General features: G+C 53.1%; 14 protein-coding genes. 9 read left to right on the forward strand and 5 right to left on the reverse strand.

Annotated features, from left to right (window positions below):
- Positions 1-5: 5 nt before the first annotated feature.
- The gene (rnhB, locus tag ACYX4J_RS05660) at positions 6-623 is read left to right on the forward strand and encodes a ribonuclease HII (RefSeq protein ID WP_476178060.1); all 618 of its coding nucleotides are present in this window, start codon (positions 6-8) and stop codon (positions 621-623) included.
- A 15-nt stretch (positions 624-638) separates the two neighbouring features.
- Here rnhB and ACYX4J_RS05665 read toward each other — a convergent pair whose 3' ends face one another.
- Positions 639-1,901 carry an HlyC/CorC family transporter gene (locus ACYX4J_RS05665; protein WP_444911251.1) on the reverse strand — a complete coding sequence of 421 codons (1,263 nt, stop codon included), beginning with the start codon at positions 1,899-1,901 and terminating at the stop codon, positions 639-641.
- A 79-nt stretch (positions 1,902-1,980) separates the two neighbouring features.
- The gene (locus ACYX4J_RS05670; protein WP_413662808.1) at positions 1,981-2,781 is read right to left on the reverse strand and encodes a cytochrome C assembly family protein; all 801 of its coding nucleotides are present in this window, start codon (positions 2,779-2,781) and stop codon (positions 1,981-1,983) included.
- 205 nt (positions 2,782-2,986) lie between these two features.
- On the opposite strand from ACYX4J_RS05670, the gene ffh reads away from it, so the two are divergent.
- The 6 genes from ffh (at position 2,987) to ACYX4J_RS05700 (ending at position 7,632) form a co-directional block, all read left to right on the forward strand.
- Positions 2,987-4,399: a signal recognition particle protein gene (ffh, locus tag ACYX4J_RS05675; protein WP_444893186.1), complete on the forward strand. Its 1,413-nt coding sequence runs from the start codon at positions 2,987-2,989 to the stop codon at positions 4,397-4,399.
- A 155-nt stretch (positions 4,400-4,554) separates the two neighbouring features.
- Positions 4,555-4,794 carry a 30S ribosomal protein S16 gene (gene rpsP / locus ACYX4J_RS05680; RefSeq protein WP_108733998.1) on the forward strand — a complete coding sequence of 80 codons (240 nt, stop codon included), beginning with the start codon at positions 4,555-4,557 and terminating at the stop codon, positions 4,792-4,794.
- A 22-nt stretch (positions 4,795-4,816) separates the two neighbouring features.
- Positions 4,817-5,356 (forward strand): ribosome maturation factor RimM, encoded by a 540-nt coding sequence (rimM, locus tag ACYX4J_RS05685; protein ID WP_108735295.1) that lies wholly within the window; start codon positions 4,817-4,819, stop codon positions 5,354-5,356.
- Between the two features lie 12 nt (positions 5,357-5,368).
- Positions 5,369-6,133, forward strand: coding sequence for a tRNA (guanosine(37)-N1)-methyltransferase TrmD (trmD, locus tag ACYX4J_RS05690; protein WP_476178061.1), 765 nt, complete (start codon positions 5,369-5,371; stop codon positions 6,131-6,133).
- Positions 6,134-6,206: 73 nt separating this feature from the next.
- Entirely contained in the window at positions 6,207-6,563 is a 357-nt protein-coding gene (rplS, locus tag ACYX4J_RS05695) for a 50S ribosomal protein L19 (RefSeq protein ID WP_282934563.1), read from the forward strand.
- 319 nt (positions 6,564-6,882) lie between these two features.
- Positions 6,883-7,632, forward strand: coding sequence for a DsbC family protein (locus ACYX4J_RS05700; RefSeq protein ID WP_282933659.1), 750 nt, complete (start codon positions 6,883-6,885; stop codon positions 7,630-7,632).
- A gap of 53 nt (positions 7,633-7,685) precedes the next feature.
- On the opposite strand, the gene aspA is transcribed toward ACYX4J_RS05700, so the two are convergent.
- The 3 genes from aspA to ACYX4J_RS05715 form a co-directional block, all read right to left on the reverse strand.
- Positions 7,686-9,152 (reverse strand): aspartate ammonia-lyase, encoded by a 1,467-nt coding sequence (gene aspA, locus ACYX4J_RS05705; protein WP_444907653.1) that lies wholly within the window; start codon positions 9,150-9,152, stop codon positions 7,686-7,688.
- Between the two features lie 106 nt (positions 9,153-9,258).
- On the reverse strand, positions 9,259-10,074 hold the full coding sequence (locus ACYX4J_RS05710; protein WP_476178062.1) for a helix-turn-helix domain-containing protein: 816 nt from the start codon (positions 10,072-10,074) through the stop codon (positions 9,259-9,261).
- 105 nt (positions 10,075-10,179) lie between these two features.
- Complete coding sequence (locus tag ACYX4J_RS05715) at positions 10,180-11,193, reverse strand: asparaginase (RefSeq protein ID WP_476178063.1); 1,014 nt, start codon at positions 11,191-11,193, stop codon at positions 10,180-10,182.
- A 404-nt stretch (positions 11,194-11,597) separates the two neighbouring features.
- Between ACYX4J_RS05715 and ACYX4J_RS05720 the strand changes: the two genes are divergently transcribed.
- Together ACYX4J_RS05720 and thrC are read left to right on the forward strand one after the other, a co-directional pair.
- On the forward strand, positions 11,598-12,920 hold the full coding sequence (locus tag ACYX4J_RS05720; protein ID WP_444898218.1) for a homoserine dehydrogenase: 1,323 nt from the start codon (positions 11,598-11,600) through the stop codon (positions 12,918-12,920).
- A gap of 87 nt (positions 12,921-13,007) precedes the next feature.
- The gene (gene thrC / locus ACYX4J_RS05725; RefSeq protein WP_445358741.1) at positions 13,008-14,408 is read left to right on the forward strand and encodes a threonine synthase; all 1,401 of its coding nucleotides are present in this window, start codon (positions 13,008-13,010) and stop codon (positions 14,406-14,408) included.
- Positions 14,409-14,459: the final 51 nt, after the last annotated feature.

Raw genomic sequence — 14,459 nt, forward strand, 5'->3', positions numbered from 1 at the left:
AAGTTATGAGTAGTAAAACGGAATTGCTCCCCTATGTTTGCCCTTTCAAGGGTGATTTGATTGCAGGTGTCGATGAGGTTGGGCGCGGCCCCTTAGCTGGTGATGTGGTTGCCGCAGCCGTGATTCTTGATCCTAACAAGCCAATTGCCGGGCTTGCCGACTCCAAAAAGCTGACTGAAAAAAAGCGCGAGCAATTGTTTGATGAGATTTGTGAGCGAGCGCTCAGTTACTCCATAGCTCGTGCAACAGTTGAGGAAATTGACCAGCTAAATATTTTGCAGGCAAGCTTACTAGCGATGCATCGTGCAGTTGCGCAGCTATCCGTGCAGCCCGAATTTGTGTTGGTGGATGGCAATAAAAAACCGAACTGGGATTACCCTTGCGATACCGTTGTAAAGGGCGATGGTCGTGTCGCTGCAATTGGGGCGGCATCTATTTTGGCTAAGGTGACCCGTGATAGGGAAATGGTAGCGCTGGACTCCGAATATCCCGGTTACGGCCTTGCAGGTCATAAAGGGTATCCCACCAAGGCGCATATGGAAGCTTTACAGTTGCAGGGTCCCACTCCAATACACCGCACCAGCTTTGCACCGGTAAGGCGCTTGCTAGAAGAGGTTGAGTGATTAACGGCTGTAGCGTTACTTGTCGATTCGCTTGATTCTGGCCCGGGTAATCATCTTGTCTGAGACCTCCTCAATTTCCACCAGGTAATTGAGGATGTATAGGCTGATATTGCCGTCGGGGATGCTCTCCAGGTGTTCCATTGCCAGGCCGTTAAAGGTTTTCGGCCCGTCAGTGGGCAGTTCCCAGCCCAGGGTGCGATTAATATCGCGAATAGAAGTGCCGCCCTCGATCATGTACCAGCCATCTTCTATGGCGACTATCTCCTCGTCATCGCTGGGTACTGGACTTGCGGTGAAGTCGCCGACAATTTCCTCCAGCAGATCTTCCAGGGTAACGATACCCATTACCTCTCCGTACTCATCAACTACTAGCCCCATGCGGCGCTTGGTTTTCTGGAAGTTCATCAGCAGTGTGGGGAGTGGTGTTGCCTCGGGTACGAAGTAAGGCTCATCGGTGAAGGAGTTGAGCCGCTCTGCCGTTAAATTATCCGGTCCGTCACGCAGTATTTGCGCCGCTTTTCGCAGGTGAAGTATGCCTACTACTCGATTGATGTCACCGCGATATACGGGGAGGCGAGTGTAGGAACTTTCCGCTAGCTGCTGCAGGATCTCTTCGGCGCTGTTCTCCAGGTCAACGCCCATGACTTCATTGCGCGGAATCATGATGTCTTCAACGGTTGCTTGGTCCAGGTCCAGCACGTTGAGCAACATGCCTTTGTGCTTGCTGGGAAGCAGGGCGCCTGATTCGAATACAACGGTTCGGAGTTCTTCGGGGGCCAGGTGTTCCGCTTCGCTATTCGCTTTTGTTTCGACTCCCAGCATACGCGCCAGGCCGTTGGATATGCCACCAATCAACAGCACCAGGGGAGTGAGCAACCACTGCAGCGGGCGCAAAATAAATGAGGCGGGGAAAGCAATTTTTTCCGGGTGTAGAGCGGCAATAGTCTTTGGTGTGACCTCAGCAAAAATCAGTAGGGCAAGAGTTAAGACTATGGTGGTGAGTATTTCTCCGTAAATTTGCGCGAATACCGAGCCGGCGATTACGGATACAAGAACGTTAACGAGATTGTTGCCGATTAGAATTGAGCCGATCAGCTTGTCCGGGCGTGCGAGTAGCTCGGTGGCGCGCTTTGCCCCGCGGTGCCCGCTTTTGGCTTGGTGCCGCAGACGATAGCGGTTAAGCGCCATCATGCTGGTTTCGGAGCTGGAGAAGAAGGCGGATATCAGTATCAATAGGGCCAGCAAACCGAATAGCAGGCCCGTGGGCATCTCGTTCAAGGGAGAACTCTTTTTATTTCCAAGCGGAGATATTGGAACATATTGCCGACCTCCGCAAGCTTTGCAGTCGTATATTCGATTACCCGCGCTGGAGAATGACTTCCATAACCAGCTTACTACCAAAATAGGCAAGTAGTAGGGCGGCGAAAGCGCTTAAGGTCCAACGCACAGCGGTATTGCCTCTCCAGCCCAACCTCCAGTGTCCCCATAGGAGTATGGTGTAGAGAACCCAGGCGACCATAGAGAGGATGGTTTTGTGTATTGGCCCCTCTTCAAACAAATTGCCAACAAAGACGAAACCGGTCAGCAGGGAGGCGGTGAGCAGTAGTTGCCCGAAAGTGATCAGGCCAAACAGCAGTGACTCCATGCTCTGCAATGGTGGCAGAAGACGGGTGGCGCCTACCGGCCTGTGGTTGTGCAGTTGCTGGTTAAGGTAATAGAGATAGATCGCCTGAAGGGTAGCCAGGGTCAGCAGCGAATAGGCAGAAATAGACAGTAGAGCATGTACCGCAATGCCGGCAGAGATCTGTTGATGTGGCGTTACGGTGCCCCAAATATGGGATGCAGCAAATTCAGTGGCGGCTCCCACTGGTGCGAAAATAAGAATAAGTAGAGTAAGTGGCCGGCCAACGGCCAGGATCAATAATAGAAAGTTAACTACCCAGGAAATCAGCGAGAGCATTGCCAGCAGGTCGAAGCGATAGCCTTCGGGTGAAAAGAGAACGTGTCCCAGGGATATTCCGTGGGTGACAAGTGCACCCGCCAAAAGGCTGAGAAGCAGTTTGGAATTCGGCTGTTGTTTTTGGGCTAGAGCCGCACCTGCAACTATGGTTGTGGCCAGGTAGAGAGCGATAGCTGTCCAGTGGGCGAAAGCCGCCATGGGTAAATCCGTGTCTTCATTATTGCGTTAGGGCAGGAGTGTGTCATAGCCAGTTGAAACAAGGAAGACTTGCGATATTTCGGCTGTGGCGAGACCTGGGCTATACTGCCGCGCCTCAGAGAGGGAGTTGCAGTTTGCTCCCCCCTAATTTCGCGCCCCTCCGCACTGGGGTTGAGTCCGTAAACGGAGAGATCGAGACGAATTTATGTTCGATAACCTGAGTGACCGCTTATCGGCGGCCTTAAAGAAAGTTACCGGTAAAGCGCGCCTTACGGATGACAATATCCGCGATACTTTGCGCGAAGTGCGCAAGGCGCTGTTGGAGGCGGATGTCGCTCTGCCAGTGGTTAAGGCATTTGTTCAGCAAGTGCGCACCGCTGCGGTAGGACAGAAGGTTAGCAAGGCTCTCAACCCGGGTCAGCAGTTCGTCAAGATTGTTCAGGATGAGCTGGTTAAGGTGATGGGTGCGGCTGCAGAGCCTCTCAACCTCGCCGTACAACCTCCGGCGGTAATCCTGATGGCGGGCCTCCAGGGCGCTGGTAAAACCACCAGTGTGGCCAAACTGGCCAAATACCTGCAGGAGCGTGAAAAGAAAAAAGTCATGGTGGTGAGTGCGGATGTCTACCGCCCCGCCGCTATTAAACAGCTGGAGACCCTGGCCGGTGAAGTGGGGGCACAGTTTTACCCCTCTACAGCTGAGCAGAAACCGCTGGATATTGCCAAGGGTGCTGTGGACGCTGCCCGCAAACAATTTGCCGATGTGCTGATTGTGGATACTGCTGGTCGACTGCATGTGGACTCCGAGCTGATGGATGAGATCCGTGAGCTGCACAGTGAGTTGGACCCGGCGGAAACCCTGTTCGTGATCGACGCAATGATCGGTCAGGATGCGGTAAATACCGCAAGTGCCTTTAATGATGCACTGCCGCTGACCGGTGTGATTCTCACCAAGGCCGATGGCGATGCCCGTGGTGGTGCCGCTCTCTCCGTGCGTCACGTCACTGGCAAGCCAATTAAGTTTATCGGTGTTGGTGAAAAGACCGACGCCCTGGAAACCTTCCACCCGGATCGTATTGCCTCCCGTATCCTGGGTATGGGTGACATTCTGTCTCTGATTGAAGAAGCAGAGCAGAAGATTGATAAAGAGAAAGCCGAAAAGCTGGTTAAGAAGGTCCAGAAGGGTAAAGGCTTTGACCTGGAAGACCTGCGCGATCAGCTGCAGCAAATGCAAAACATGGGTGGCTTTGGCTCCCTGTTGGAGAAAATGCCCGGCATGGGCGGTGTAGCGCAGGCTGCGCAACAGGCCGATATGGGTAAAGAATTTAAGCGTATGGATGCCCTGATTTCCTCCATGACGCCGGCCGAACGCCGCAATCCTGACCTTCTTAACGGTTCGCGCAAGCGCCGCATCGTTGCCGGTTCAGGCACCCAGCTGCAGGACTTGAATCGCCTGCTCAAGCAGCACAAGCAGATGGGCAAGATGATGAAGAAGCTCAAAGGCGGCGGCATGGGTAAAATGATGCGCGGCCTCGGCGGTCTGCCCGGTATGGGCGGTGGTATGCCTGGCGGTATGGGCGGTATGCCCGGAGGCCTGCCACCGGGCCTCAAAAAGAAGTAGAGAACCACGGTTCTCCGGGCGGCTTGGCGACCCTATACAAATCTGGGGTGGTACATTAGAATACGCCGCCTTTCTGCCGGCCCTGCTGCCGGTAAAAAGTTGTTGTGGTGACTGCTTAGTGCGGTTGCCTAGTGTTGAACCTATAGGAAAGTTACATGGTAACCATTCGTTTGGCCCGTGGTGGTGCTAAAAAGCGCCCGTTTTATCATCTGACCGTTACCGACAGCCGCAAATCTCGCGACGGTCGTTTTATTGAGCGTGTTGGTTTCTTCAACCCGGTTGCCCGTGGTCAGGAAGAGCGTCTGCGTGTTGATCGCGAGCGTGTTGATTTCTGGCTGGGTCGTGGCGCACAGGTTTCTGACCGCGTCGGCAAGCTTCTGAAAGAATCTGCTTAATTTGCGCGTAAGTGGTGCTCCTGTGACAGATAACGGAAAACCTTCCGAAGAGTTGGTCACGGTTGGGCGCGTTACTACCGTTTATGGTGTGCGCGGCTGGGTCAAGGTTCACTCCTATACCGAGCCGATGGACAACATCCTGCAGTTCCCTAATTGGCGCTTGCAGGGGCCGAAAGGTTGGGAAGCTCTCGAAATTGACGCTGGTAAGCGTCACGGCAAGGGCTTGATTGTGCATGTGAAAGGCATTGATGACCGCGATTTGGCGGCTCGACTTTGCCAGCGCGATATTGCTGTAGCTCGTGAACTGATGCCTGAGCTTGAGCATGGTGAGTATTACTGGCACCAGCTCGAAGGGTTAAAGGTTGTCAGCCATTTCGATGGCGAAGATCACGACTTTGGTACCGTTGCTCGCATGATGGAAACTGGCGCCAACGATGTAATGGTGGTGCGCGGTGGAGCGGATAAGCGCGAGCGCTTGATTCCCTATCTACCTGATCAGTTTATTACCAATATTGACCTGGAAGTCGGTGTAATAACCGTCGACTGGGACCCGGCTTTTTAAGGCGTAGGAGCGATGACAAAACGAATCGCTCTGGTAAGCATTTTTCCGGAAATGTTTGCCGCATTGACCGAGTATGGCGTCAGTGGACGGGCTGTGAAAGATGGCCTTTTAGAAGTTCGCTGTTGGAATCCTCGGGACTTTACCAGTGACAGGCACCGGACTGTGGACGATCGCCCTTACGGCGGCGGACCGGGAATGGTGATGTTAGCTGAGCCCCTTTACCAGGCTCTCGGGGCTGCTCGAGCTTGGGCTGGTGAGGATGGTGAATCTGTACGCAGTATCTACATGTCTCCTCAGGGTCGACAACTCGATCAGGGTGGAGTGGAGCAGCTGTCTGCAGCTGGCAACCTGGTGTTGTTGGCGGGGCGCTACGAAGGTGTGGATGAGCGTATCGTCGAATCTATGATCGACGAGGAGTGGTCCGTTGGTGACTATGTCCTCAGCGGTGGCGAACTGGCTGCTATGGTGATGGTGGATGCTATTACCCGCTTGATTCCCGGCGCACTTGGACACAACCAATCGGCGGTTGAGGACTCTTTCTCCTCTGGCCTGCTGGACTGCCCACACTACACCCGACCGGAACAATATCGGGGAGTAGCGGTACCGGAAGTTTTGCTTTCCGGCAACCATGAAAGAATACGCCGCTGGCGCCTGAAACAGGCATTGGCGCGCACGCAACAGCGACGCCCGGACTTATTGCAAGGGTTGGAGCTGAGCGATGAGCAGAAGTTGTTGCTGGATGAGATCCAGCGGGAACAGAAGCTCGAAGAAAATTGAGGCCGAATTCGCCGGGAGGCGCGAGTAGTTCGGTGAACTAGCTGAGAAGCTACACAATCTGTATTTGGGAGCGATCCAAATGACTAACAAAATTATCCAGCAGCTGGAGCAGGAACAGCTGAAGAGCGAAGTACCTCCCTTCGCACCGGGCGACACTGTAATCGTTCAGGTAAAAGTAAAAGAGGGCAACCGTGAGCGTCTGCAGGCGTTCGAAGGCGTGGTTATCGGTAAGCGCAACCGTGGTCTGAACTCCTCCTTCACCGTGCGTAAAATTTCCCACGGTGTTGGCGTTGAGCGTACTTTCCAGACTCACAGCCCGATGGTTGACAGCCTCAAGGTTAAGCGTCGCGGTGACGTGCGTCAGGCCAAGCTGTACTACCTCCGCAGCCTGACCGGTAAAGCTGCACGTATCAAAGAGAAGCTCAACTAAGCTCTCCTTGATCGCAGAAAAAGGCCGAAGCGTACGCTTCGGCCTTTTTTGTATGTGGGTTACGAGCAGCATATTTGGTGTCCCAGATTGGGTCTGCTTGCCTTAACTGACATAAATGGACACGGGCTTGCCCTGGCGCGGGGATACAGTCAATTTCGCTAAAGCGCTCACGTCTTGCGGTGTTTTGCGTAGTCCAAGGTAACTGGATATGTTAAAACGTGCCAATTAGGTTCGCAGCGGCAAAGAGCTGCCATACTGGCTGGAACTGAAGGCCGATGATTAAGTCGAAGCCCAATGAGAATTTAAGGAGCAATTGGTAATGACGCTTATCAAGAAGCCGCTGGCAATCGCTGGCGCGCTACTCAGTCTGGTGGGCTCTGCAGCGTTGGCAGAAGTCGATACCAACGTGGTTAAAACCATTAAGACACGCCTTGAGGCGAGTAATCCCAAAGCAACCTATGGAGAGGTGCGGGAGAGTCCTATTGAAGGGCTTTACGAAGTGGATGTCGATGACGGCAACACGACCCTGTTCGTCTCTGCTGATGGCAATCACTTTGTTTATGGCGATCTCTACCAGGTGAAGGCTGGCGGTGTTGCCAACCTTTCCGAGCAGCGTAGAGCGACGCGCCGCGCTGCGGTGATGGGCGCCCTTGATACAGAGGATATGATTGTCTTCTCCCCGAAAGGTGAAACCAAGGCAAGCGTTTATGTATTTACCGATGTGGACTGCGGTTACTGCCGCAAGCTGCACCAGGATGTGCCCGAGTTGAACAAGCGCGGTATCGAAGTGCGCTACCTGGCGTTCCCGCGCGGTGGTCTGAATTCCCTGGGATATCGCAAACTGGCAACTGCATGGTGTGCGGAAGATAGCAACAAGACGCTGACTGCACTTAAGAACCGTGAAAACGTGCCTTTGGATGTCTGTAAGACAAACCCGGTGGCAGCTCAATACAAGTTGGGCAACGAGGCTATCGATGTGCGCGGTACACCAACTATCGTGATGGAAGATGGTCGGGTTGTTCCCGGTTACTTACCACCGGATCGCCTGCTTAAAGAGCTGGGAATCTAAGCCCGGCTGATAGCTAAAAAAACCGGCAACCGAGAGGTCGCCGGTTTTTGTTTTTAAGCAGGGTTTTTAATTTCTACCTTTCTCGGCTGGGTCATATTCTCCGGCGCGAGGATATCGTTCAGTTCCTCCTCACTCAGTAACCCCTCATCAAGGATTAACTGCTTCACACTGGCACCGGTAATTAGTGCCTGCTTGGCGATGCGGGTGGCATTTTCATAGCCAATAAACGGGTTTACCGCAGTAATCAGGCCGATGCTGTTCTCAACCAGTTGCAGGCAGTGCTCTTCGTTGGCAGTGATGCCGCTCACACAACGATCCGCAAGCGTGGTCATGGCTTGGGTCATCAGGCGCATGGACTGTAGCAGGTTAAAGGCGATCACTGGCTCCATTACATTGAGCTGCAACTGGCCGGATTCAGCAGCCAGGGTAATCGTGAGGTCGTTGCCGATCACCTGGTAGGCAACCTGGTTAACCACTTCGGGAATAACCGGGTTGACCTTGCCGGGCATAATGGATGAGCCGGGTTGCATCGGCGGCAGGTTAATTTCATTGAGGCCAGCGCGAGGGCCGCTGGAAATCAGGCGTAAATCGCTGCAAATTTTCGAGATCTTAACGGCGATGCGTTTCATGACACCGGAGAACATCACGAAGGCGCCCATGTCGGAAGTGGCTTCCACCAGGTTTTCTGCGCAGACAAAATCGATGCCGGAAATTTCTGACAGCGCGTTAACAACCAGCTGGCGATATTCCGGGTCCGTATTAATGCCGGTGCCGATTGCGGTACCACCCATGTTGATCTCTTTGAATAGAGCGACCAGCTCCTTAACTCTGTCGACATCTTCGCGCACAGTGGCGGCGAAGGCGGCAAACTCCTGGCCCAGGGTCATGGGTACCGCATCTTGCAGCTGGGTGCGCCCCATTTTAATTACTGAGGCAAACTCTTTGGCCTTCTTGTCGAACTCAACGCACAAGCTCTCCATGGACTGAACCAGGTCGCTGTAGCTGAGCAGAATGGCCAGGTTTATCGAGGTTGGATAAACATCATTGGTAGATTGCGACAGGTTTACATGGTTGTTGGGGTGTACTTTTTTGTACTCGGCTTTGTTGTGACCGAGTAATTCCAGTGCGCGGTTGGCAATCACCTCATTGGCATTCATATTGGTAGAAGTGCCGGCGCCGCCCTGAATCATATCTACCAAAAATTGATCGTGCAGTTTGCCATCGATAATCTCGTCACAAGCAGTGGCAATGGCATCTTGCAGTTTGGGCTCCAGGTAGCCGAGCTGTCCATTGGCGCTGGCTGCAGCTTTTTTTACCATCGCCAGTGCTTTTACCAGATTGGGGAAGTGATTCAGGGTAATTCCGGTAATCTGGAAGTTTTCCAAAGCGCGCAAAGTTTGAATGCCAAAATAGACATCGGCCGGTACTTCGCGCTCACCCAATAAGTCTTTCTCCAAGCGGGTTTCTGCACCTGCACTAAAAACCGGCATTGGTTTGAGTGTGTGGAAATCGTTGGTCATCAGTTTCTCTTCTCTTCATCGTATGGGCCTGTGTGGGGTGGGGTAATATCCCCACCTCCCGCAAGCCTCGTGTTGGGGTAATTTAGCAATTAATTGGGAAGTATTTTTAGAGTGGTGTCGCAAAGAAACTCTGCGGCCCCTCTGTAGAGGTTGCGCGAATATTCTCGCGAATATTTTTGTTGATCTCTTCGGACTCAGGACCAAAAACACCACATAATTTCAGTGCATTTTTTATGCTGATGTTGCGACCGAGAGATTCGAGAACTACTTTTGTGCAGACTGGCTCACGCCTGTCACTGGCGGATGCTCCCAGCTTTAATCCGGATAGATAGCTGACTCGGCTTTTATAAGTAGGGTATAAAATAGTTTGTGCGATTTCATTGTGAGTCAAGGATTCATAGCCGATCAAAAAAATACGATCGGCAAGAAAGAGCAGCATGCCTTTATAGCGGGATTTATACCACTCATCCCTATCCGGGTAGCGCATACGTTCGAAGCGCTGAAAATAATACCCATCACCATCCGACTCAATATGCAGCAGGCTGCGAATAATATGGTCGGAGAAGGTCATGGAGTAGTGGTACTCGAAATAGAAGCCTAAATATTTATCGGCCCGCCCCTGGGACTCCCGCATCAGAATATCAATATCGCGATTGTAGGGCCTGGCGGGGAGGCTGTCGGAGAGGGGCGCGTTGCGCACGCGAACAATTTGGCTGAATTGCTCGTGAGGCATCACGATTTCATGGGGCTCTACGCCAAAAAAATGACATATCTTTCCCAGGGTATACTGGGAGGGTTGAGTGTTACCGTTGAGATATTTATTGAACTGGGCACGGTTCACCCCAATTCGCCGGCACACCTCGGCTATGGATGGGTAGAAGCTGCACAGAAGGCGGAGGTTTTGCGAAAAATCGTTGCTCATCGGTATTTTGCTTCTGGATAGAGGTTATCCCTTCAATCCCTGTTAATCACTCGATCCCTTTTTAAAGGCGAAGCCATATGGCTTCGCCAATAGTTTCAGTTTTTATCAGTTGGGGTGATTGCACTCACCGCACAACGGGCGCTGTAATAGGGTTTTAATTTCCATATCTGAATAGCCCATTGCCAACAGGTGGTTGAGTTTTACAAAACAGGCTTCGCTGGTCATATCCAGACCACCTATAACACCGGCATCAAGCAGTGCGGAGCCCGCAGCGTATTTACCCAGATCCACCTGGTGCTCCAAACACTGGGACACTGCTACACAAATAGTGCCGAGCTTTGAGGCCTTCTCAAGCTGCTCGGTAAATGCGCTGTCGTCAGTTGGTGCATTGCCGGTGCCGTATGTTTCAATAATCAGGCCCTTGGGGCGGCTCTCTAAAATTTTCTCAATCAGTGAGGGAGATATACCGGGGAATAGTTTCAGTAAAATCACTCCGCCATTGGCGTCTGCGGGGATCTGGAACTGCGGTTCACCGGTGGGCACCAGCAGGGCGTTGTGGTCGATATTGACCTGGATACCCACTTCCCCGAGGCTGGGGTAATTGGGGCTGCTAAAAGCATCCAGTGAGCCAGAGCTGACCTTTACTGCACGGTTGCCGCGTAAAAGTTTGCCGTTGAAGTAGAGGCAAACCTCCCTGATATCGTCGGAGCCGCTTAATAATAGCGCCGCAATTAAGTTGTTGTAGGCGTCGCTGCGCATCTCCCGCAAGGGAATCTGGGAACCGGTGACGACGACGGGCTTTTCTATGCCTTGCAGGGCAAAGGACAGTGCTGAGGCGGTGTAGGCCATGGTGTCGGTGCCGTGCAGCACCAAAAAGCCTGAGTACTGGCTATAGTTGTCGCGTATCAGGCTGGCAATGTGATACCAGTCCTTTGGTCGCATATTGGCGCTATCCAGCAGTGGGTCGAGTGCCTGGAAATCGTATTGTGGAAGCTGGCCGATAACATCTTGTAAGAGGCGGCCCAGTGCGCCTTCCAGGTCGGCGTCAGGCACATAGCCCGATTCGCTTCGGCGCATTCCCAGGGTTCCGCCTGTATAAAGGATAAGGGTTTTCTTCATTACTCGACCACTATCTGAGTCCGGATTCAGTACGCCCCTATTTTGTGCAAAGGCGCGGTGGATGCAATTTCGCAGGTTGCTGTTACCTGATGCTAGTAGATGCTTCTATAGCATCTACTGAGGACGCTGTTGGTTTCAAGAGGTGATTTTGGGTGACAGAAGTTTCGACTCTACTCTAGCTGGAAGCGGTGCCTTTATGGCGCAATTATATTGACTTTTTTACGTTCCGCTCGGTAAGGTTGATGATCTTTTGTCAATTTTATTTGCATTTATTGCGCGGCTTCCTGTGGTGGCACTTTCTATGTAATCGGGGTTAGATCCCGGTCTGGTTCGCTGCCCCTATAGTTGCGCGGAGGAACATTGTGAGCGCAACAGTGGAAGAGACTGCGGAGGCGGAGGCTCAGGTGGTTGTAAAAAAGGCACCCCGTGCCGTGCGGATCGGTATCTGTGGCCTGGGTACTGTCGGCAGTGGAACGGTGAATGTATTGGCGCGCAATGGGCGGGAAATTGCAGCCCGTTGCGGTCGCGCCCTGGTCATTGAACAAATAGGTGCGCGCCGCGATAACGCACACTGTGATACCAGCCAGATAAACGTTACCCGGGAAATTTTCGATGTCGCCAATAATCCCAACGTGGATATTTTGGTGGAGCTTATCGGTGGTACTACGGTAGCCAAGGAGCTGGTGCGCACAGCGATTGAAAATGGCAAGCATGTTGTCACCGCTAACAAGGCGTTGATTGCCGAACACGGCAACGAGCTGTTTGAGCTGGCCGCAAAGCACAATGTCACCATTGCCTATGAGGCGGCAGTAGCTGGCGGTATTCCTATTATTAAATCCCTGCGCGAAGGATTGGTGGGCAACCAGGTGCAGTGGCTCGCCGGAATTATTAATGGCACCGGCAATTACATCCTCACTGAGATGCGGGAAAAAGGGCGCAGTTTCGATGAAGCTCTGGCCCAGGCCCAAGCATTAGGATATGCAGAAGCGGACCCCACTTTTGATGTGGAAGGTATCGATGCTGCCCACAAGCTGGTGATTATGGCTTCCCTGGCATTTGCTATGCCGCTCGCTTTTGACAAGGTGTACACCGAAGGCATCAGCCGGATCTGTAGTGAAGATATTCGCTACGCCGATGAGCTGGGATACCGTATCAAGCATCTGGGGATTGCGCGTCGCACCGACAAGGGCGTGGAGTTGCGGGTGCACCCGACCTTAATCCCCCAGCGCCGCCTGATCGCCAACGTAAACGGCGTTATGAATGCGGTGCTGGTCAGCGGCGATGCTGTGGGACCAACCCTGTATTACGGCGCTGGTGCGGGCGATGAAGCCACGGCATCGGCAGTGATTGCCGATCTTGTTGATGTGGCCCGCACTCTTGAGGCCAAGCCGGAGCACAGAGTGCCGGCAGCGGGTGTCGCTCTTGCGAACCAAGGGGGAACCCAGGTTCTGCCGGAAGAAGATGTTATTACCAGTTATTACCTGCGTATCGCTGCCCACGACAAGCCCGGTGTTATGTCTCAGGTGGCCACCATTTGCAGTGATCAGGGCATCAGCATCGAGGCTCTGATCCAGCACGAACCGGTTGAAGGTGAAGCACTTGTCCCGGTGGTGATTTTGACCAGCCGAGCCGATGAAGCCAGCCTCCGCCAAGCGGTTGCACAAATAGAGGCGTTGGAAACGGTCGAAGGTGAAGTCGTCAGGATTCGTGTCGAGAGCCTCGGATAAACCTCGCGGGCGCCGAGTGACATAACCCCGGGCTCGGTGCCCCCAATCAATAAACTCCCCAGCCAGCGATAAGAGCCAAGAAATACTGTGAAATTTGTCAGCACACGCGGCAGCGCGCCGTCTCTCTCCTTCGCCGATACCGTACTAACAGGTCTTGCCAGCGATGGAGGCCTCTATGTTCCCGAGACTTTGCCGAAGTTTTCTCGCGAGGAAATTGCCTCTATGGCGGGGCTCGATTACGAGCAGCTGGCCTTTCGCATTATCCAGCCGTTTGTGGGGGATGATCTCAGTGATGAAGAGCTGAGCGGTATTATCGGACGTTCCTACAAGCACTTCCGCCACAAGGCTATTGCCCCGCTGGTGCAGACGGACACGAATGAGTGGGTGCTCGAGTTGTTTCACGGGCCCACCCTGGCATTTAAAGATTTTGCCTTGCAGTTCCTCGGTCAACTTTTTGATCACCTGCTGAAAAAGCGCGGTGAAAGAGTGGTGGTAATGGGAGCAACTTCTGGTGATACCGGTTCGGCCGCGATCGAAGGTTGCCGCCATTGCGACAATATCGATATTTTTATTCTGCACCCCCATAACCGTGTGTCTGAAGTCCAGCGACGCCAGATGACCACAGTGCAGTCGGATAACGTATTTAATATCGCTCTCGAAGGTAATTTCGACGATTGCCAGAATATGGTGAAAGCGAGTTTTGCCGATCAATCATTCCTGCCCGATGGACGCCGCCTGGTAGCGGTTAACTCCATTAACTGGGCGCGGATTATGGCGCAGATCGTCTATTACTTTTATGCCGCCCTGCGCCTGGGGGCGCCGGATAAAACCGTTAACTTCTCCGTGCCCACCGGTAATTTTGGCGATATTTTTGCCGGTTATCTGGCGAGGCAGATGGGATTGCCTATCGACCAACTGGTAATTGCGACCAATGCCAACGATATTCTGCATCGTTGCATCAGCGGCAATGACCACACTCCCAAACCACTGGTGCACAGCTTGTCTCCCAGTATGGATATTATGGTGTCGAGCAACTTTGAGCGATTGCTGTTTGATCTCTACGGTCGCGATGGTGCGACGGTTGCTGAATTGCTCGCGGATCGCAGCCAGCCCATGCATTTGAGTGAATCGGCCCTGGGCAAAGCGAGGGAAGTTTTCTCCTCCAGCCGGGTGGATGATAAGCGCACGGTTGAAGTGATTGGCGAGACCTTCAGCTCCTGCGAATATCTGCTCGATCCGCATACAGCTATCGGGGTTGAAGCCGCACGACAGGTACGTCACTCCACCGAACAGCCCATGGTTTGCTTATCTACCGCACACCCGGCAAAATTCCCTGATGCCGTGGCCCAGGCCCTGCCAGAAAAAGAGATTCCCCTGCCGACTCATATGCAGGATCTCTGGCAGCGGGAGGAGCGCTTCAAGGTATTGCCCAATAACTTGTCCCAGGTACACGACTATATGGCGACGATGCTGTCAGAAGGCAGTTAATCGGCACGCTGTCGTGTAATAAGCGGCAACCGATTAGCTATTTGTTTGCTG

The organism is Microbulbifer sp. ABM4_008, from assembly GCF_056311705.1.